19 protein-coding genes are annotated in these 19,940 nt (G+C 69.2%); 12 read left to right on the top strand and 7 right to left on the bottom strand.

Features of this window, described 5'->3' with window-relative positions:
- Positions 1–42: 42 nt before the first annotated feature.
- Positions 43–438, top strand: coding sequence for a protease inhibitor I42 family protein (locus LC452_RS11430; RefSeq protein ID WP_223625263.1), 396 nt, complete (start codon positions 43–45; stop codon positions 436–438).
- Positions 438–680 carry a hypothetical protein gene (locus LC452_RS11425; RefSeq protein WP_223625262.1) on the top strand — a complete coding sequence of 81 codons (243 nt, stop codon included), beginning with the start codon at positions 438–440 and terminating at the stop codon, positions 678–680. The genes LC452_RS11430 and LC452_RS11425 overlap by 1 nt, the downstream gene beginning before the upstream one ends.
- Here LC452_RS11425 and LC452_RS11420 read toward each other — a convergent pair.
- The 4 genes from LC452_RS11420 to LC452_RS11405 are packed head-to-tail and all read right to left on the bottom strand — an operon-like array spanning position 664 to position 3,669.
- Positions 664–1,146, bottom strand: a complete 483-nt coding sequence (locus LC452_RS11420) for a YbaK/EbsC family protein (RefSeq protein ID WP_223625260.1) — start codon at positions 1,144–1,146, stop codon at positions 664–666. The genes LC452_RS11425 and LC452_RS11420 overlap by 17 nt on opposite strands.
- A gap of 32 nt (positions 1,147–1,178) precedes the next feature.
- Positions 1,179–2,408: an MFS transporter gene (locus tag LC452_RS11415; RefSeq protein ID WP_223625258.1), complete on the bottom strand. Its 1,230-nt coding sequence runs from the start codon at positions 2,406–2,408 to the stop codon at positions 1,179–1,181.
- Positions 2,405–2,842 (bottom strand): MarR family winged helix-turn-helix transcriptional regulator, encoded by a 438-nt coding sequence (locus LC452_RS11410; protein ID WP_223625256.1) that lies wholly within the window; start codon positions 2,840–2,842, stop codon positions 2,405–2,407. Before LC452_RS11410 ends, LC452_RS11415 begins: the two co-directional genes overlap by 4 nt.
- A 38-nt stretch (positions 2,843–2,880) precedes the next feature.
- Positions 2,881–3,669: an IclR family transcriptional regulator gene (locus tag LC452_RS11405; protein ID WP_223625254.1), complete on the bottom strand. Its 789-nt coding sequence runs from the start codon at positions 3,667–3,669 to the stop codon at positions 2,881–2,883.
- A gap of 105 nt (positions 3,670–3,774) precedes the next feature.
- Here LC452_RS11405 and LC452_RS11400 point away from each other — a divergent pair, with 105 nt between their 5' ends.
- From LC452_RS11400 to LC452_RS11390, 3 genes are read left to right on the top strand one after another with little or no spacing between them, the layout of a single operon-like run.
- A complete protein-coding gene (locus LC452_RS11400) occupies positions 3,775–4,560 on the top strand; it encodes a CoA transferase subunit A (RefSeq protein ID WP_223625252.1) in 786 nt (261 codons plus the stop codon).
- Position 4,561: 1 nt separating this feature from the next.
- Positions 4,562–5,242 (top strand): CoA transferase subunit B, encoded by a 681-nt coding sequence (locus LC452_RS11395; protein ID WP_223625250.1) that lies wholly within the window; start codon positions 4,562–4,564, stop codon positions 5,240–5,242.
- A complete protein-coding gene (locus LC452_RS11390) occupies positions 5,235–6,434 on the top strand; it encodes an acetyl-CoA C-acetyltransferase (protein WP_223625248.1) in 1,200 nt (399 codons plus the stop codon). Before LC452_RS11395 ends, LC452_RS11390 begins: the two co-directional genes overlap by 8 nt.
- 21 nt (positions 6,435–6,455) lie before the next feature.
- On the opposite strand, the gene LC452_RS11385 is transcribed toward LC452_RS11390, so the two are convergent.
- Both LC452_RS11385 and LC452_RS11380 read right to left on the bottom strand, forming a co-directional pair.
- Positions 6,456–6,755: a hypothetical protein gene (locus LC452_RS11385; protein ID WP_223625247.1), complete on the bottom strand. Its 300-nt coding sequence runs from the start codon at positions 6,753–6,755 to the stop codon at positions 6,456–6,458.
- Positions 6,756–6,764: 9 nt separating this feature from the next.
- Positions 6,765–7,970: a PLP-dependent aminotransferase family protein gene (locus LC452_RS11380; RefSeq protein WP_223625245.1), complete on the bottom strand. Its 1,206-nt coding sequence runs from the start codon at positions 7,968–7,970 to the stop codon at positions 6,765–6,767.
- A gap of 215 nt (positions 7,971–8,185) precedes the next feature.
- Here LC452_RS11380 and LC452_RS11375 point away from each other — a divergent pair, with 215 nt between their 5' ends.
- From LC452_RS11375 to ilvC, 7 genes are all read left to right on the top strand, one after another.
- A complete protein-coding gene (locus LC452_RS11375; RefSeq protein WP_223625243.1) occupies positions 8,186–9,451 on the top strand; it encodes an MFS transporter in 1,266 nt (421 codons plus the stop codon).
- A 71-nt stretch (positions 9,452–9,522) separates the two neighbouring features.
- The gene (locus LC452_RS11370) at positions 9,523–10,953 is read left to right on the top strand and encodes a trehalose-6-phosphate synthase (protein WP_223625241.1); all 1,431 of its coding nucleotides are present in this window, start codon (positions 9,523–9,525) and stop codon (positions 10,951–10,953) included.
- A 49-nt stretch (positions 10,954–11,002) separates the two neighbouring features.
- Positions 11,003–11,800, top strand: coding sequence for a trehalose-phosphatase (gene otsB, locus LC452_RS11365; protein WP_223625238.1), 798 nt, complete (start codon positions 11,003–11,005; stop codon positions 11,798–11,800).
- Positions 11,801–11,809: 9 nt separating this feature from the next.
- Positions 11,810–13,528 (top strand): dihydroxy-acid dehydratase, encoded by a 1,719-nt coding sequence (ilvD, locus tag LC452_RS11360; RefSeq protein ID WP_223625234.1) that lies wholly within the window; start codon positions 11,810–11,812, stop codon positions 13,526–13,528.
- A gap of 48 nt (positions 13,529–13,576) precedes the next feature.
- Positions 13,577–15,379 (top strand): acetolactate synthase large subunit, encoded by a 1,803-nt coding sequence (locus LC452_RS11355; protein ID WP_223625231.1) that lies wholly within the window; start codon positions 13,577–13,579, stop codon positions 15,377–15,379.
- A 3-nt stretch (positions 15,380–15,382) separates the two neighbouring features.
- On the top strand, positions 15,383–15,895 hold the full coding sequence (ilvN, locus tag LC452_RS11350; RefSeq protein ID WP_223625228.1) for an acetolactate synthase small subunit: 513 nt from the start codon (positions 15,383–15,385) through the stop codon (positions 15,893–15,895).
- Positions 15,896–15,973: 78 nt separating this feature from the next.
- The gene (gene ilvC / locus LC452_RS11345) at positions 15,974–17,002 is read left to right on the top strand and encodes a ketol-acid reductoisomerase (protein WP_223625225.1); all 1,029 of its coding nucleotides are present in this window, start codon (positions 15,974–15,976) and stop codon (positions 17,000–17,002) included.
- A 62-nt stretch (positions 17,003–17,064) separates the two neighbouring features.
- On the opposite strand, the gene LC452_RS11340 is transcribed toward ilvC, so the two are convergent.
- Complete coding sequence (locus LC452_RS11340; RefSeq protein ID WP_223625221.1) at positions 17,065–19,899, bottom strand: FAD-binding and (Fe-S)-binding domain-containing protein; 2,835 nt, start codon at positions 19,897–19,899, stop codon at positions 17,065–17,067.
- Positions 19,900–19,940: the final 41 nt, after the last annotated feature.

The raw sequence follows: 19,940 nt of genomic DNA, 5'->3' as shown, positions 1-19,940 counted from the left end.
CGTGGGCCTCATCTCGGAGGGGGACCAGCGATGCGCAGATCGATGCGAACGGCACTGCTGCTCGTCGGCGCGGTCGTGATGGCGGCGGGACTCGCGTCCTGCGCTGCGGCCGAGAAGACCGTCGACTACTCCGCGGACTCCGTCACGCTCGCTCCGGGCGAGGCGCTCGTCGTCGACTTCGGCGAGGTCAACGCGTCGGTCGGCCAGGAATGGGTGCTCACCCGAGAGCCGGATGCCGCGGTGCTCGGCCCCGGCGAGGAGCGGTCGCGCTACCTCGGCGACGACGGCATGACCGGAGCGCCCAGCGAGGTCACCTACCGTTTCGCGCCCGTCGGCGAGGGCACGACCGTGATCGAGTTCGAGTACCGCTTCCGGGGATCCGTGCCGGAAGAGGCAGACGAACAGAAGACCTCGCGCATCGAAGTCACGGTGAAGTGATGACCGCGATCATCTTCGTCCTCCTGCTGGTTCTTTCCCCGTTGATCGCCGTCGTGATCTTCGCCGTGTTCGTCGCGATCTTCGGGGCGATCTTCCTCTCCGGTGGCCTGGCAACGATCGGTATCGGCGGCGTGGTCTCGCGCGTGCGCCAGGGCTTCAGTGGAACAGCGGATGCTGCACTGTCGCGCGCGTCAGGCGAAGACTTCCTGGCGTCCTTGACTGAGGTCACGCCACCGCGATGACCTGACCCCCGGTGAGGCGCCGCAGCTCGTCGAACGTCAGGGGCATCACCGTGTGCGGGTGCCCCGCCGCGGCCCAGATCACGTCGAACTGCCGCAGAGCCTCGTCGACGAAGGTACGCAACGGCGCGGGGTGTCCGACAGGGGCGACCCCGCCGATGGCCTGGCCCGTCGCTGCGCGCACGACGGATGCCGGTGCCATCGCCACCTCCGCGGCGCCGATGCTGCCGGCGAGCACAGCGAGGTCGGCTCGGTGCCCGCCGCTGGTCATGACGAGCACCGGTTCTCCGTCGGCGAGGAAGACGAGGCTGTTCGCGATCGCCGCGACATCGCAGCCGATCGCGGCAGCAGCCTCGGCGGCGGTGCGAGCGGAATCGGGGAGCACGCGGATCTCCGCGTCGACGCCGGCATCCGCCAGATGACGGTGCACGATGCGGCTGCGTTCGGGGAGGGAGGAGACATCGCTCATCGCCCCACCGTATCGAAGCCCGGCGACGCTGCTCAGGCGGCGTCTCCGATCAGGATGGCCTGGGCGTCTTCGGCCTCGGCATCCGCCGGCTCGTCATCGATGTGCGCGAGCACGCGACGGCCGAGGAACACGGTGAGCGCGGCGAGCAGCACCGAGACCGCGGCGAACACATACGGCACGGTGGCGTTGAACGCGTGCCACAGCAGCGCGGCGATCGGCGGAGCCATGGCGCCGCCCAGGAACCGCACGGCCGAGTAGGCGGACGACGCCACGGAGCGCGGGAGATCCGTCGCCTCCATCACGGCCTCCGTCAGCACGGTGTTCATCACGCCGAGCAGCAGTCCGCCGATGACGATGCAGGCGACCAGGGCGCCGGCACTGCCGACGACGAGCCCGGCCACGACGAGGTCGACGGCGAGCAGCGGCAGGACGATGAGGATGATGCGCGTCCGCGGCATCCGACGCATGAGGACGGGCGCGACCCAGACGCTCGTGACGGCGAGGGCGACGCCCCACCCGAAGAACGTGAATCCGATGCCGAGAGCACCGAAGCCCAGGGGGAACGGCGAGAACGCCAGGAGCACGAAGAAGCCGATGTTGTAGAACAGAGCGGCGACCGCGAGGATCGCCAGTGCGGGACGACGCAGCGCCGTGAACGGCGCCGAGAACGGCACGGGCTGGCGCTTCTCGGCGGGGCCGCGGAGCAGCACCAGCACGGCGAGGAACGCGATGGCCATCAGCACGACGACGCCGAAGAACGGTCCGCGCCAGCTCTGCTCGCCGAGGATCCCGCCGAGGAGCGGCCCGATGGCGATGCCGAGCCCGAGGGCCGCCTCGTAGAGGATGATCGCCGCGCTGCTGCCACCGGATGCAGCACCGACGATCGTCGCCAGAGCCGTGGAGATGAAGAGTGCGTTACCGAGCCCCCAGCCCGCGCGGAAGCCGATGACGGCGTCGACGCTGCCGCTCAGGGCGCACAGCAGCGAGAAGGCGACGATCAGGGCCAGGCCGATCAGCAGCGTGGCCTTGGCGCCGATCCGGCTGGAGATCCAGCTCGTCACGAGCATCGCGAGGCCGGTGACCAGGAGGTAGCTCGTGAACAGCAGCTCGGTCTCGACGGGCGAGGCCTCGAGCGACTCGGCGATCGCCGGGAGGATCGGATCGACCAGCCCGATGCCCATGAAGGCGACGACGCAGGCGAAGGCGACCGCCCATACCTGCGCGGGCTGCTTCCACACCGAGGTGGTGGCGGGGGTGTTCAACGTGCTTCTCCTGTCGAGTCGGGGGCGGTGTGCGCGGCGAGGATCTCCGCCGCGCGGGTGAGGGCGGACCAGTCGTCATCGCCCAGAGCGGCGAAGCGCGGGGCGAGGGTCTCGCGGAACTCGGTGCGCCATGCGGCGAGCGTCGCGGAGCCCTGCGGAGTGATGTCGACGACGATGGCGCGCGAATCGTCGGGGTCGGGGGAGCGGACTACGAGTCCGTCGCGCTCCAGTCCGCCGAGCAGACGCGTCATCCCGGGCTGAGTCGTTCGCGCGGATGTCGCGAGAGCGCCCACGCGCTGTGATCCGGCCTGTTCGAGCAGGCTGAGCACCCGCCACTGGGCAGCGGGTGCGTCGTTGCCGGCATCCTGCGCGGCGATGCGGCCGAGCGCATAGCCCGACAGCACGAGCGAGGGGATCACATCCGAACGATTCATACCAACAAGTATATACCTGTTGGTATGAATAAGCGAGGTTACCGCCGGACGCTCGCGATCCGCGCGGACAGCTGATGCGCGTGGGCCAGTAGCGTGCGCCCGAGCTCCGCGATGCGGTCGTGTCCGAAGCGGAATTCCACGCCGGTCAGGCTCAGGGCCCATTCCGGGCGACCGGACCGGTCGAACACCGCCGCCCCCATGCCCCAGCTGCCTTCGACGATCAGCCCGGGGTTGACGGCATAGCCGCGCTCCTTCGTCTCGGCGAGCCGAGTGCGCAGGGGGGTGTCGCCGTGAGCGCGACCCCAGCTGCTCTCGAGCTCCGGATGCCGCTCCAGGTACGCATCCACATCGTGGTCAGGCAGGAAGGCCAGGATGGCGAGTCCGGCGCTGGCGACGCCGAGGGGGAAGCGCACGCCCTCGCTCAGGACGAAGGAGCGGATCGGGAACGAGCCTTCCTCGCGGAGGAGGCAGACGGTCTCATCCGCCCGGCGCACGGAGAAGAAGGCGCTCTCCTCGGTCTTGACGGCGAGAGAGCGCACGATGTCGCGGGCCAGTGCCGTCACGTCGTACCGCGCCGCCGCCGCAGAGCCCATCAGGAACAGCTCGGGACCCGGCATCCATCGCGTGCTCTCGGCGTCGCGATCGACGAGCCCTTCTGCCTTCAGAGCACTGAGCAGCCGGTGCGTCGTCGAGCGCGTGAGGTCGGCGGAGCGGGCGAGGTCCTGCAGCGCCGCGCCGTCGGCTCCGGATGCCGTGACGAGGCGGAGGAGTCGGGCGGCGCGGGCGATGGCCTGAGCGCCGGGGACGCTGCGGGATGGCGATTCCATAATGTGGACGCTACGCGCACGATCGCCCACATCGCAAGAAGTTCGTTCCGCTCACCACGCAGAAGGCGGATGCTGGAGGGACGCACGTATTTCGAAGGAGCAGGCGTGATCGACAAGCAGTGGGAATCGGCGGCTTCGGCCGTCGCCGACATCACGGACGGTTCATCTCTCGCGGTCGGAGGTTTCGGTCTCTCCGGCAACCCGATCGCCCTGATCGAGGCGCTGCTCGCGCAGGGGACGAAGGACCTCAGCATCGTGAGCAACAACTGCGGCGTCGACGACTGGGGCCTGGGCGTGCTCCTCGCCGCCCAGCGCATCCGCAAGATGACCTCGTCATACGTCGGCGAGAACAAGGAGTTCGAGCGGCAGTTCCTCTCCGGCGAGCTCGAGCTCGAACTCACCCCGCAGGGGACGCTCGCCGAGAAGCTCCGCGCCGGCGGATCCGGTATCGCCGCGTTCTACACCCAGACGGGCGTCGGCACGCAGGTCGCCGAGGGCGGACTGCCGCGGCGGTACAACGCCGACGGATCGATCGCCGTCGCCTCTCCCGTGAAGGACGTGCGCACGTTCGACGTGAACGGCGAGCCGAAGGAGTTCGTCCTCGAAGAGGCCATCACGACCGACTTCGCCCTCGTACACGCCGCTGCCGGCGACCGGCACGGCAACCTCGTCTTCAACAAGGCGGCACGCAACTTCAACCCGCTGGCGGCCATGGCCGGCCGCGTCTGCATCGCCCAGGTCGAGCGTCTCGTGGAGCCGGGCGAACTCGACCCCGACAGCATCCATCTGCCCGGCGTCTTCGTCCACCGGATCATCGAGGTCGGCACCGACATCCCCAAGCGCATCGAGCGACGCACGGTGTCCGAGCCCGTCGCCGCGGAAGGAGCCTGACATGGCACTCACCCGAGACCAGATGGCCGCCCGTGCGGCCGCGGAGCTGCAGGACGGCGCTTACGTCAACCTCGGCATCGGCCTCCCCACCCTCGTGCCGAACCACGTGCCGGCTGACGTCACCGTGGTGCTGCAGTCGGAGAACGGCATCCTCGGCGTCGGCCCGTACCCGCACGAGGACGCCGTCGACCCCGACCTGATCAACGCCGGCAAGGAGACCGTCACGATCCTTCCCGGATCCTCGTTCTTCGATTCGGCGGCGAGCTTCGGCATGATCCGCGGCGGGAAGATCGACGCCGCGATCCTCGGAGCCATGCAGGTCTCGGCATCCGGCGACATCGCCAACTGGATGATCCCCGGCAAGATGGTCAAGGGGCCGGGCGGTGCGATGGACCTCGTGCACGGCGCCGGCCGGGTCATCGTGCTGATGGAGCACGTGGCGCGCGACGGATCCGCGAAGATCGTCGACGACTGCTCGCTCCCGCTCACCGGCCGCGGCGTGGTCGATCGGATCATCACCGATCTCGCGGTCATCGACGTGACCGACGCCGGACTGGTGCTGGTCGAACTCGCCCCCGGAGTCACGGTCGACGAGGTCGTCGCGGCCACCGAACCGCCCCTCATCATCTCGGATGTCCTCTCGGACGCCCTCACCGACGGAAGGACCACGGAAAATGGTTGAGAAGAGCACGGCTGCAGAAGACATCGTCATCGTCGCCGCCGCCCGCACCCCGCAGGGACGCCTGAAGGGCCAGCTCGCCGCTTTCACCGCGCCGCAGCTCGGCTCGCTCGCGATCAAGGGAGCGCTGGATCAGGGCGACGTGGATCCGGCGGACGTCGACGCGGTCATCGTCGGCCAGGTCCTCGCCGCAGGCTCAGGGCAGAACGCCGCCCGCCAGGCCTCGATCGGTGCCGGCATCGGCTGGGACGTTCCGGCGCACTCGGTGAACAAGGTCTGCCTCTCGGGCCTGACGGCCATCATCGACGCGGCACGCATGATCCGCACCGGAGACGCCGAGGTCGTGGTCGCTGCCGGCATGGAGTCGATGACCCGGGCACCGCACCTGCTGATGGGCTCCCGCGACGGCTGGGCGTACGGCAGCGTCGAGGTGCTCGACCACATGGCGTACGACGGCCTCACGGATGCGTACGACCGCGAGAGCATGGGTGCGTCGACCGAGCGGCACAACGCGCGCTACGAGCTCACGCGCGAGGCGCAGGATGCCGTCGCCGCACTGTCGCACCAGCGCGCGGCGGCTGCGCAGGAGGCCGGGACGTTCGACGCGGAGATCGTGTCCGTGTCCGTGCCCCAGCGCAGGGGCGAGCCGGTGCTGGTGACGAAGGACGAGGGCATCCGCCCCGAGACCACCGTCGACACGCTCGGCGGGCTGCGCGCGGCCTTCGCCGAGGGCGGCTCCATCACGGCGGGCAATTCGTCGCAGATCTCCGACGGCGCGTCCGCGGTCATCGTGACGACCCGCGCGATCGCCGAGGAGAAGGGTTGGCCCGTCCTCGTGACGGTCGGGGCGAGCGGTCAGACGGCCGGCCCGGACAACTCCCTCCAGGCGCAGCCGGCGCGCGCGATCGAGCAGGCCTGCGCGAAACAGGGGATCACCCCCGCCGACCTCGATCTCGTCGAGATCAACGAGGCCTTCGGCGCCGTCGTGGCCCGCTCGCAGGTGGAGCTCGGCCTCGACAGCGAGATCGTCAACATCCATGGCGGCGGGATCGCCATCGGTCACCCGATCGGCGCGTCCGGCAACAGGCTCGTGGTGCACGTGGCGCATGAACTCGCACGTCGCGGCGGCGGCACGGCCGCTGTCGGTCTGTGCGGCGGCGGCGGTCAGGGCGAGGCGCTCATCCTCACACGCTGAACAGGCGCGTCGGGGACCGTCTCAGCTGCGACGGTCCTTGGCGTGATCCTGGGCGTCGGCGAGAGCCTTCTGCGACCGGAACTGCAGTCGCTGGGCCTTCTTGGACTTCTTGACGGACTGCGGCGAATCGGCGTCGACGAGCACGCCGCGTCGTTCGCGGTTCATGTCGACGACGGCTCCGACGGCGAGCGCCATCGTGATGCCCCAGCTCACCCAGGAGAGCGCGGCTCGCCACGTGATGGGTTCCTGACGGGTGCCGCGCAGCAGGGAGATTCCCGCGGAGATCGCGGCGATGAGTCCGGTGCTGAAGAGGTAGCGCATGCCCCTACGCTACCCGCCTGCGCCCCAGGCCGTCCCGAGCCTTGACAACCCCTCCCGGATGCTGGCAGGGGGGTAGGTGGTGAAGGAGAGCCGCAGCGTCCGCTCATCCGCCGCGCCGGAGAAGAACGACGTGCCGGGAACGTAGGCGACGTCCTCGGCGAGGGCACCGCCGAGGGATGCCACAGCATTCATGCCGTCCGGCAGACGCACCCACACGAACATGCCGCCGTCCGGGCGGTTCCAGGTGCTTCCGGCGGGGAGCACGCTCGGCAGCGTGTCGAGCATGGCGTCGCGCCGATCCGCGTAGGCCGAGCGGATGCGGTCGAGCGCCGGCTCTCCGCGTCCGGACACCAGGTAGTGAGCGGCCGCGGCCTGGTCGATCGTCGAGGTGTGCAGGTCTGCGGCCTGCTTGGCGATCGTGACCGTGGGGCGGACGTCGTGAGTGGTGCGGATCCAGCCGATGCGGAGGCCGGGCGCGATCACCTTCGAGAAGCTGCCGAGGCTCAGGACGTGATCGGGAGCGAACGAGGCCAGCGACGGGAGCGCGTCACCCGAGTAGCGCAGCTGGCGGTAGGGCTCGTCCTCGATGATGCGGAAGCCGCGTCGCTGCGCGATCTCGGCGATGTGCCGCCGTTCGTCGAGGTCGTGCGTGCGCCCGGTGGGGTTCTGGAACGTCGGGACCGTGTAGAAGAACTTCGGAGCGTGCTCGTCTGCCGCCCTGTCGAGGGCATCGAGGTCGAGACCGTCGTCGCCGTAGGGGATGCCGACGACCCGGGCGCCGGCCAGCGCGAACGTCTGCAGGGCGGCGAGGTAGCAGGGCTCCTCGACGAGGATCGTGTCACCGGGGTCGATCAGCGAGGTGGCCAGGAGCCCGAGTGCCTGCTGCGACCCCGTGGTGATGATGAGGTCGGATGCCGCCGTCTCGAGGCCGTCGGCGGTGTAGCGCCGCGCGACCTCCTCGCGCAGCGCGGTGCTCCCCTCGGACGTCGAGTACTGCAGGACACCGGGGGACGTGAGGACCGCATCGAAAGAGGCGCGGATGCCGTCGAGATCGAACAACTCCGGTGCGGGGAGCCCGCCGGCGAACGAGATGACCTCGGGACGCTCGGTCAGCGCGAGGAGGTCGCGAACCGGAGAGGTCTTCGCGGAGCCCGCGCGCTGCGAGCGGTCGGGAAGGCCACGGGTGGGCGTGGAGATCTGCGGGGCAGAGGACAACGGTTCCTCCTGAGGCGAGAGGCGCGGTACGGGGAGTGTCGACCAGACTAGCGCCGCGGCGCACGCCGCATTCTCCCTGCTGCGGTCGTGTGCGACCCGATACCATGGAGAGGTCGCGGCTCGTCCGCGGCCGCACAACCGTGTAACTACCGGGCCGCGGGCATTCCCGCGGACAGCGGCGGCACCCGACATCGCGTCATCGACGTGCGAGAGCCATGACACACGCAACACCCCAGACCCAGCCGCACCCCTCGGCCGCACCGAACCTGTTCCGCCTGGCCGGCCTTCCCTACTTCCTCATCGCCTTCGTCGCGCGCCTGCCGTTCGCGATGATGGTCGTCGGCGTGCTCACCGTGGTCGTCTCGGCCCGTGGTTCGCTCTCGCTCGGCGGTCTCACCTCGGCCGCCGTCGGGCTCGGGACCGCGTGCTTCGGTCCGCTCCTCGGGGCCGCCGCCGACCGCTTCGGTCAGCGCGGCGTGCTCCTCGCGCTCGCTCTCGCCAACGGGACGATGCTCGTCGTGTTCACGGTCGTGGTCTACGGATCGGCGGCCGACGGTTTCGTGCTGCTCGCCGCGGCAGGCATCGGCGCGACGGCTCCTCAGGTGGCGCCCCTGTCGCGGTCGCGTCTCGTCACGATCATCCGTGAGCGGATGCCGGACGAGCGCCGGGCCCGCACCCTCTCGGGCACCATGGCGTACGAGTCGGCGGCCGACGAGACCGTGTTCGTGTTCGGTCCGTTCCTGGTGGGCGTCCTCGCCTCGGCGATCGCTCCGTGGGCACCCCTCGCGGGAGCCGCGGCCCTCACCGTGCTGTTCGTGGGCGCCTTCGCGCTGCACCCGAGCGGGCGTCATGTGTCGCAGGAGCGCGGTGCGGACGGCAAGGCGCCGTCGGTCGTCTCCGAGCTCTTCCGCCCGCAGCTGCTCATCGTGGTGCTCGGCATCCTCGGGGTCGGGATCTTCTTCGGCGGGATGCTCACCGCTCTCACGTCGTTCATGGCGGACCGCGGTGCGCCCGAGCAGGCCGGACTCCTCTACGGCGTGATGGGCGTCGGCTCGGCGATCCTCGCGCTGGGCGTGGCCTGGCTGCCGCCGGCGTTCACCCTGCGCGCGCGGTGGCTCGTGTTCTCCGGCATCCTGCTCGTGGGAAGCCTCCTGCTCGCTTTCGTGGATTCGCCGGTGACGATGATGATCGCTCTCGGCATCATGGGCATCGGGATCGGACCGACCCTCGTCACGCAGTACAGCTTCGGTGCTGCGCGCAGCCCGCTCGGACGCTCCGCGACCGTGATGACGATGCTCGGCTCGGGTGTCGTGGTGGGCCAGTCGCTCGGAGCCGCGACGACGGGTGAGATCGCCGAGAGCATCGGCACGGCCCCGGCGCTCCTCATCCCGATGATCGCGACCGCCATCGTGTTCATCGCGGGACTCGTGAACTGGTTCCTCAGTCGCACCGCGCCGCGTGCCGCACGCGTCGTCGCCTGACGCGCTGGCGAAAGCCGCGCGGCAACCTCGGTAGCCTGGGGAGTATCCAACCCCTGGCGTGAGGAGTCATCATGGCCGCCGCAGATTTCGTCGTGGTCGCCAATCGGCTGCCCGTCGACCGTGTCGTCGGAACCGACGGAGAAGAGCTGTGGCGCACGTCTCCCGGCGGACTCGTCGCTGCTCTCGAGCCCGTGATGAAGGCGGTGAACGGCGCCTGGGTGGGCTGGCCGGGGCAGGCCGGGCTCGAGCACAAGCCCTTCACGTCCGACGGCATCCGGCTGATCCCGATCGCGCTCAGCGAGCAGGAGATCGCCGAATACTACGAGGGTTTCTCGAACGACACCATCTGGCCGCTGTACCACGACGTCATCGCGCCTCCCCAGTATCACCGCGAGTGGTGGGACGCCTATGTCGCCGTGAACCGTCGATTCGCGGATGCCGCCGCTGCTGCCGTGGCGGACGGCGGCACGGTCTGGGTGCACGACTACCAGCTGCAGCTCGTCCCGCAGATGGTCAGGGCCCTGCGGCCCGACGTGACGATCGGCTATTTCCACCACATCCCGTTCCCGACGCACGGCCTGTACGCCCAGCTGCCGTGGCGAGGGCAGGTGCTGCGCGGTCTCCTCGGGGCCGATGTCATCGGCTTCCAGCGCGCGACCGACGCCACCAACTTCCTCAACGCGATCCGGCGCCGCCTGAAGTACGACATCAAGGCCTCGACGGTCACGGTGCCGTCGGCCAACGGCGAGGTCGATGAGAAGGGAGACTCGCACAAGGCGCTGGTCAAGGCCTTCCCGATCTCGATCGACACCGTGCCGTACCTCGAGCTCGCCGCGCGACCCGACATCCAGGCGCGTGCCGCCGAGATCCGGGAGAGCCTGGGCAACCCCAAGCGCATCCTCCTCGGAGTGGACCGTCTCGACTACACCAAGGGCATCGGTCACCGCGTGAAGGCCTACGGAGAGCTGCTCGCATCCGGTGAGCTCTCGGTCGAGGACGTGACGCTCGTGCAGGTGGCGAGCCCGAGCCGTGAGCGCGTCGACGCCTACGCGAACCTGCGCGACGAGATCGAGCTCGCGGTCAGCCGCATCAACGGCGACACCGACACCATGGGCCACACGGCCATCCGTTACCTGCATCAGGGCTTCCCCCGCGAGGAGATGGTCGCGCTGTACCTCGCGGCCGACGTCATGCTCGTGACCGCACTGCGCGACGGCATGAATCTCGTGGCGAAGGAGTACGTCGCCACCCGGATCGACAACCGGGGTGTGCTCGTGCTGAGCGAGTTCGCCGGCGCCGCCGACGAACTCGGCAGTGCGATCCAGGTGAACCCTCACGACATCGAAGGACTCAAGGAAGCGATCATGCGTGCTGTCGAGATGCCGCCGAGAGAGCAGTCCCGGCGGATGCGGTCGCTCCGCCGCCGTGTGCTCGACCACGATGTGAACGCCTGGTCCGATTCTTTCCTCTCCGCGCTCGCCGCGGCACGCGATGCACGCTGACACCGCGACGCCGACCTCGATCTCAACCCCGACCTCGACTGGAGAACACGTGACCCGCGCCTGGACCCCCGGAGCCCCCGATGCCGACCTGTCGGCGCTCGCCGCGACGCCCCGGCTGGTCGTCGCCCTCGACTTCGACGGCACGGCCTCTCCGCTCATCCCCGACCCCATGGCGGCACGGGCGCTGCCGTCGGTCGCCGCCCAGGTCGCCCGCCTCGCAGCTCTCCCCGACACCGTCGTGGCGTACGTCTCCGGGCGCAGCATGCACGACCTCCGCGAGATCACCGAGCACACCGACGACTCGGTCATCGCGCTCGCCGGATCCCACGGAGCCCAGTACTGGTTCCCGGGCGACGCCGATGCCGCAGCGACGGACGATGCCACCGAGGACGACTCCCGCGAGGAGCTCTGGGCCGCGGCCCGTCCGATCATCGAGCGCTACGAGGGGGCCGAGTTCGAGCCGAAGACCTTCGGGATGGGCGTGCACACGAGGCGCGCCGACCGGGAGACCGAGGAGCGCGTCTTCGCCGAGGTCGATGCGCTGGTCGCCGAGCGGTTCCCGCACTGGCGCCGCCGCGCGGGGCACCGCGTGCTGGAGTTCTCCTCGCGCAATGAGGGGAAGGATGCCGCCATCGCGGCGCTCCGTGAGCGCTTCGACGCCACCGGCATCCTGTTCGCCGGCGACGACGTGACCGACGAGGACGCGATGCGCGTGCTGCAGCCGGGCGATCTCGGGGTGCGCGTGGGGCCGGGGGAGAGCGCCGCGATCCTCCGTGTGGAGAACCCACAACAGATCGGCGAGCTTCTGGAGGCCCTCGCGGACGAGCGCTCCTCGCTGCGGGAATAGACTTCCGTCATGTCCTCGCACGATCCTTCTCCCAGCGCGTCCATCGACATCAAGCCCCGCAGTCGCGTCGTCACCGACGGCATCGAGGCGACGACCTCCCGCGGCATGCTCCGTGCCGTCGGCATGGGCGATGCGGACTGGGAGAAGCCCCAGATCGGCATCGCCTCCAGCTGGAACGAGATCACCCCCTGCAACCTGAGCCTCGACCGGCTCGCACAGGGTGCGAAGGAGGGCGTGCACTCCGGGGGCGGCTACCCGCTGCAGTTCGGCACCATCTCCGTCTCCGACGGCATCTCGATGGGCCACGAGGGCATGCACTTCTCGCTCGTGTCGCGCGAGGTCATCGCCGACTCGGTGGAGACCGTGATGATGGCCGAGCGCCTCGACGGCTCTGTGCTGCTCGCCGGCTGCGACAAGTCGATCCCGGGCATGCTCATGGCCAGCGCCCGCCTCGACCTCTCCAGTGTGTTCCTCTACGCCGGGTCGATCGCCCCGGGCTGGGTGAAGCTGTCGGACGGCACCGAGAAGGACGTCACGATCATCGACTCGTTCGAGGCGGTCGGCGCATGCCGTGCCGGTCTCATGAGCGAAGAGGACCTGAAGCGCATCGAGTGCGCGATCGCACCGGGCGAGGGCGCCTGCGGCGGCATGTACACGGCCAACACCATGGCGTCCGTCGCGGAGGCCCTCGGCCTCAGCCTCCCGGGCTCCGCAGCCCCGCCCGCGGCCGACCGTCGCCGCGACTACTACGCGCACCGCTCCGGCGAGGCCGTCGTCAACCTGCTCCGCCAGGGCATCACCACTCGCGACATCCTCACCAAGGAGGCGTTCGAGAACGCGATCGCGCTCGCGATGGCACTCGGCGGCTCGACCAACGTCGTGCTGCACCTGCTCGCGATCGCCCGCGAGGCGGAAGTCGACCTGAACCTGCACGACTTCAACCGCATCGGCGACAAGGTGCCGCACGTCGCCGACATGAAGCCGTTCGGCAAGTACGTCATGAACGACGTCGACCGCCACGGCGGTATCCCGGTCATCATGAAGGCGATGCTCGACGAGGGTCTGCTGCACGGCGACGCGCTCACCGTCACGGGCAAGACGCTCGCCGAGAACCTCGCCGAGCTCGACCCGCAGCCGATCGACGGCACCGTCATCCACACCTTCGACAACCCGATCCACGCCACGGGCGGTCTGACGATCCTGCACGGTTCGCTGGCACCGGAGGGAGCGGTCGTCAAGACGGCCGGCTTCGACGCCGCCGTGTTCGAAGGCCCGGCACGCGTGTTCGAGCGCGAGCGCGCCGCGATGGATGCCGTCGCCGAGGGCGAGATCGAACCGGGCACCGTCATCGTGATCCGCTACGAGGGCCCCAAGGGCGGACCGGGCATGCGCGAGATGCTGGCCATCACCGCGGCCATCAAGGGCGCGGGGCTCGGAAAAGATGTACTACTCTTGACTGACGGACGATTCTCAGGCGGCACAACCGGCCTGTGCATCGGCCACATAGCACCCGAAGCGGTGGACGCAGGTCCTATCGCCTTCGTGCGCGATGGTGATCTGATACGGGTCGATATCGCAGCTCGCTCTCTCGACCTACTCGTCGACGACGCTGAGCTCGCCTCCCGCCGCTCTGGCTGGGAGCCGCTTCCCCCGCGTTACACCCGTGGTGTTCTTGCCAAGTACTCACGACTCGTGCGTTCCGCCGCAGAAGGCGCGACGACCGGGTGATCCACGTCGGCTCTTCGCTGACGAACTCTCAGATCATCAAGGAAAGACATGACTGCTGACTCCGCCCCGGCCGTTCCACGGCCACCGTCCCAGAAGGCCGCTTCTCCCGAGCTCACGGGCGCTGAGGCCGTCGTCCGCTCTCTCGGGCTTCTCGGGGTGACCGATGTCTTCGGCATCCCCGGCGGCACGATCATGCCCGTCTACGACCCCCTGCTCGACGACGACACCGTCCGGCACATCCTCGTGCGCCACGAACAGGGCGCCGGTCACGCTGCCGAGGGCTACGCCTCCGCCAGCGGCCGCACCGGCGTCGCGATCGCGACATCGGGTCCCGGGGCGACCAACCTCGTGACGGCGATCGCGGACGCCTACATGGACTCCGTGCCGATCGTCGCGATCACCGGACAGGTGTTCAGCCACCTGATGGGAACGGACGCGTTCCAGGAGGCCGACATCGTCGGCATCACGATGCCGATCACGAAGCACTCGTTCCTCGTGAAGGAGCCCTCCGAGATCCCCGGCGCCCTCGCCGCCGCCTTCGAGATCGCCTCCACGGGACGCCCGGGTCCGGTGCTCGTCGACATCACGAAGGACGCGCAGCAGAAGTCGGCGCCGTTCATCTGGCCGCCCAAGGTCGACCTGCCGGGCTACCGTCCGGTGACGAAGGCCCACGGCAAGCAGATCCAGGCCGCGGCCGCCCTCCTCGCCGAGGCGAAGAAGCCGGTGCTGTACGTCGGTGGCGGCGTGGTGCGCGGTCGCGCGGCCGCAGAGCTGCTGGCACTCGCCGAGTCGACGAACGCTCCGGTGGTGACGACGCTGATGGCGCGGGGAGTGTTCCCCGACTCCCACCAGCAGCACCTCGGCATGCCCGGAATGCACGGCACGGTTCCGGCGGTGCTCGCGCTCCAGGAGTCCGATCTCATCGTCGCCCTCGGCGCGCGATTCGATGACCGCGTCACCGGGAAGGCCGCCGACTTCGCGCCCCACGCGAAGGTCGTGCACGTCGACATCGACCCCGCGGAGATCTCCAAGATCCGCAACGCCGACGTGCCGATCGTGGGTGACGTGCGCGACGTGCTGATCGACCTGGATGCCGCTTTCCGCGGCGTCGTCGGCAGCACGCAGCCCGACATCTCGGACTGGTGGTCGTACCTCGACGGGCTGCGTGGGGAGTTCCCGCTCGGCTACACGTCCCCGGACGACGGTCTGCTCGCTCCGCAGTACGTCATCCAGCGCATCGGCGAGCTGACCGGACCCGAGGGCGTCTACGTCGCCGGCGTCGGTCAGCACCAGATGTGGGCGGCGCAGTTCATCAAGTACGAGCGCCCGAACGCGTGGCTCAACTCCGGCGGTGCCGGCACGATGGGCTACTCCGTTCCTGCCGCGATGGGTGCGAAGGTCGCCGAGCCGGACCGTCACGTGTGGGCGATCGACGGCGACGGCTGCTTCCAGATGACCAACCAGGAGCTCGCCACCTGCGCGATCAACAACATCCCGATCAAGGTCGCGATCATCAACAACTCCTCGCTGGGCATGGTGCGCCAGTGGCAGACGCTGTTCTACGACGGCCGTCACTCCAACACCGACCTCAACACGGGGCACGGAACCGTGCGCATCCCCGACTTCGTCAAGCTCGGCGAGGCCTACGGATGCCTGGCGATCCGGGTGGAGAAGGCGGAAGACGTCGATGCCGCCATCAAGCTCGCCCTCGAGACCAACGACCGCCCCGTCGTGATCGACTTCGTCGTGAGCGCCGACGCCATGGTGTGGCCGATGGTGCCGCAGGGAGTCAGCAACAGCTATGTCCAGTACGCGCGCGACCACGCGCCCACGTTCGACGAGGAGGACTGATCCATGTCGACCCATGTGCTGAGCCTGCTGGTGGAGGACCGCCCCGGTCTTCTCACCCGTGTCGCCGGGCTGTTCGCCCGTCGCAGCTTCAACATCGAGTCCCTCGCCGTGGGCGTGACCGAGGTTCCGGGCATCTCCCGGATCACGGTCGTCGTCGACGTCGAGGAGCAGCTTCCCCTCGAGCAGGTGACGAAGCAGCTGAACAAGCTGATCAACGTCATCAAGATCGTCGAGCTCGATGCCTCGTCGTCCGTGCAGCGCGAGCACATGCTCGTCAAGGTGCGCACCGACAACGCCACGCGCTCGAACGTGATCGAGGTCGTGAACCTGTTCCGCGCGTCGGTCGTCGACTACGCACCGGATGCTCTCGTGGTCGAGGTCACGGGAGACAAGGGCAAGGTCGAAGCTCTGCTCAAGGCCTTCGAGCCGTTCGGCATCAAGGAGATCGCCCAGTCGGGTCTCCTCGCGATCGGCCGCGGCGGCAAGAGCATCACCGAGCGCGTCCTGCGCGGCTGACACTTTTCACAAACTCACTGGGTCCCTGAGCGTGTCGAAGGGCCCCGACACACAACCACGAACAAGGAGAAACACACCGTGAGCACCGAGATCTTCTACGACGCCGACGCCGATCTGTCCCTGATCCAGGGCAAGAAGGTCGCGATCGTCGGTTACGGATCGCAGGGTCACGCCCACGCGCAGAACCTGCGCGACTCGGGTGTCGAGGTCGCCATCGCGCTCAAGGAGGGCTCCAAGTCCGCCCCGAAGGCCGAGGAGGCCGGCTTCCCGGTCAAGTCCGTCGCCGAGGCGACCGAGTGGGCCGACCTCATCATGATCCTCGCGCCGGACCAGCACCAGCGCATCATCTACAGCGAGTCCATCGCGCCGAACCTGACCGCGGGCAAGACCCTCGCGTTCGCGCACGGCTTCAACATCCGCTTCGGCTACATCGACGCTCCCGAGGGCGTCGACGTGATCCTCGTCGCTCCGAAGGCCCCCGGCCACACGGTGCGTCGCGAGTTCGTCGCCGGTCGCGGCATCCCCGACATCATCGCCGTCGAGCGCGACGCATCGGGTCACGCCTGGGACACCGCGCTGTCGTACGCGAAGGCCATCGGCGGCACCCGTGCCGGCGTCATCAAGACGACCTTCACCGAGGAGACCGAGACCGACCTCTTCGGCGAGCAGGCCGTGCTCTGCGGTGGCGTGAGCCACCTCGTGCAGGCGGGCTTCGAGACCCTCACCGAGGCGGGCTACCAGCCGCAGATCGCCTACTTCGAGGTGCTGCACGAGCTGAAGCTCATCGTCGACCTGATGTGGGAGGGCGGCATCGCCAAGCAGCGCTGGTCGATCTCCGACACCGCCGAGTTCGGCGACTACGTCTCGGGCCCGCGCGTCATCGACGCTCGCGTCAAGGAGAGCATGCAGGGCGTGCTCGCCGACATCCAGTCCGGTGCCTTCGCGAAGCGCTTCATCGACGACCAGGACAATGGCGCCGAGGAGTTCCTGGCGCTGCGCGCCAAGGAGGAGCAGCACCCGATCGAGGTGACCGGCAAGGAGCTGCGGTCGCTCTTCGCCTGGAAGCAGACGGACGAGGACTACGTCGACGGCAGCGCTGCGCGCTGATCTGATCCACGAGAGAACGGGCATCCCCTCGGGGGTGCCCGTTCTCTCGTTATCCTCTGGTGTCAGCCGCGGGTGAGCTCCTCGAGCACCTCGACCACGTGGCGGTACGGCTGGCCGGTCGCGCGGGTCATGCCGATCTCGCACGTGCGGTTCGCCGAGACGAACGCGTCGAAACCGCCGCGTTCGGCATCCGCCGCCCGGACCTCCGCCGATTCGACCTCTGTCGCGCTGGCGGTGAGCTCGGGATGCAGCATGCCGCGGTCTCCGGCGAAGGCGCAGCATCCCCAGCCCTCGGGGACGAAGACATCGTCGGCGACGGCCCCCGCGATCGCGGTGAGCGCCCCGGTCGCCCCCAGAGCCGTGGTCGAGCAGGTCGGATGCACGGCCACGCTGTCCAACTTCGCGGTGACGGTGACGCGGGGGAGCACCTCCCTGGCGATGTAGGTCGTCGCGTCCTCGATGACGAGGCCCGCATACTCCGGGTACTCGGCGACGGACTTCGCGAGCATCGTGTGCAGGCCCTCGGTGCAGGATGCCGCGTCGCACACCACCGGGAGCGCGCCGGACCGGCTCGCCTCCCAGAGTCCAGCGAGCACGCGCTTCGTCATCCGGTCGTATCCGGCGAGATGCCCCTTCGACTTCCACGGCGTTCCGCAGCACATTCCGCCGGCATCCTCGGGGATGACCACGGCGATGCCCGCGCGGTCCAGCAGGGCGCGGACGGCGTCGCGCGATCCTTCGCCATGACCCTCCGCACCGAACATCGTGCCGATGCACGCACCGAAGAAGACCGCTTCGGCATCGGCGGGATTCTGTGGCACCGGAGGCTTCGTGCCGCCGCGGGGGAGTCCGCCGTCGTACAGCGGCACGGTGTCGGCGCCGAGGATGGCGCGTCCGACCTTCGTGACACCGGCCACCAGGGGCGCGGGCATCGCGGAGGCGAACGTGAGCGCCGTGCCGCCGACGCGCGTGACGGCGTCCCAGTTCTTCGCCGCCGCGTCCCAGACGACGCCCTCGACCTTCGAGGATTCCTCGGCGCGCAGCCGTCGCACCAGATCGCCGGTGTTGATGTCGACCGGGCAGGCGACGCCGCACATGCCGTCGACCGCGCAGGTCTGCACGCCGTCGTAGTCGTAGTCCGCCTGCAGGTCGCGCAGCAGGTCGGTGTCGCCCTGCTCCTCGGCCCACGCCATGTCGCGACGGATCACGATGCGCTGACGGGGCGTCAGAGTGATGCTCTTGCTCGGACACGTCGGCTCGCAGTAGCCGCACTCCACGCAGCGGTCGACCTCGCTCTCGACCGTGGGAACCCGCTTGAGGTCGTCCAGGTACGAGTCGGGGTCGTCGGACAGCACCACGCCCGGGTTGAGGATGAGATCCGGGTCGAACAGCCGCTTGATCTCCCACATCATGTCGGTGAGCTCGTCGCCGTACTGGCGTCGTACGAACGGCGCCATGATGCGGCCGGTACCGTGCTCGGCCTTCAGTGATCCCTGCTGTTCCAGCACCAGTGTCACGAGATCGTCGGTGAAGCGCCGATAGCGGGCCACGCTCGCCGGGTCGTCGAACCGCTCGTTGAGCAGGAAGTGGACGTTGCCGTCCTTCGCGTGCCCGAAGATCACCGATCCCTCGTAGCCGTGCTCGGCGAAGAGCTCGATGAGGCGCTCGCACGTGGCGAGGAGCCGGGGGACCGGCACGACGATGTCTTCCAGCAGCGCGGTCGTGCCGGAGGGGCGGGCGCCGGCGACGGCCGTGTAGAGCCCCTTCCGCACGTGCCAGAGAGCCGCGCGCTCGGCGGCATCCGTCGTGAGACGGGGTGCGATGGCCAGAGGGAGCGATTCGAAATGCGTCTGCGCCGTGGCGCTCGCCTGCGCGAGAGTGTCCACGCTGTCGGCATGGACCTCGACGAGAAGCGCGGCGTGTCCCTGCACCTCGATCTCGGCGATCGTCTCCGGCACATCGCTCAGGCTCTGCGCGACGCGGAGGGAGGCGGCATCCAGCAGCTCGATCGTGGCGAGACCGAGGTCTGCCAGCGCAGGAAGCGCGGTCATGGCGTCGGTCAGCGTCTCGAACACGAGCAGTCCGGTCGCGATGGCCGGGCGCACCTCGATCGTGCGGAAGCGGGCCTCGGCGACGAAGGCGAGGGTGCCCTCCGAGCCGATGATCAGGTGCTCGAGGATCCGCACAGGATCGTCGAAGTCGAGCAGCGCATTCAGCCCGTAGCCCATGGTGTTCTTCATCGAGAACTGCTGACGGAGGAAGGCCACATGGTCCGGTGACTCCAGGAGCCTTGCGCGGAGGGCCAGCAGTCCGTCGGCGATGGCGGGTTCGGCGGCCCTCAGCACCTCGTTCGCATCGGGGCGTCCGGTATCGAGGATCGTGCCGCTCGGGAGCACGATCCGCATCGACTCGATCGTCTGGTACGAGTTCTCGGTGATCCCGCACGCCATGCCGCTGGAGTTGTTCGCGACGACGCCGCCGATCGTGCAGGCGATCTCGCTGGCGGGGTCGGGTCCGAGCTTGCGCCGATAGCGGGCGAGGCGGGTGTTGACCTGCCGCACGGTGGCGCCGGGTCCGACGCGCACCGAGGCGCCGTCGTCCTCGACGGCGATGCCGCGGAAGTGGCTGCGCGTGTCGACGAGGATGTCGCCGCTCACGCCCTGGCCGGAGAGGCTGGTGCCGCCGGAGCGGAACGTCATGGTGCGTCCGGCAGCCCGGACAGCGCCGAACGCGCGGGCGACGCCCTCGGCATCCGCGGGGGAGAGGACGGCATCCGGGATCAGCAGGTAATGGGAGGCGTCGTGTGCGCGGGCGAAGCGGTCGATCGAGCGGGAGTGCACCTCGGTCGACGACCCGAGCAGCACGGGATCCAGCGGTTCTGCGAGTGTGGTCGGCACGGTGCTCCTCTGCTCCGCTCGAGAGATTGTCTGACAAGTGT

The organism is Microbacterium sp. EST19A (assembly GCF_019969685.1).
Taxonomy (GTDB): Bacteria; Actinomycetota; Actinomycetes; order Actinomycetales; family Microbacteriaceae; genus Microbacterium.
Note: the sequence above shows the minus strand (reverse complement) of the source record. Positions and strands in the feature narration are given on the sequence as shown.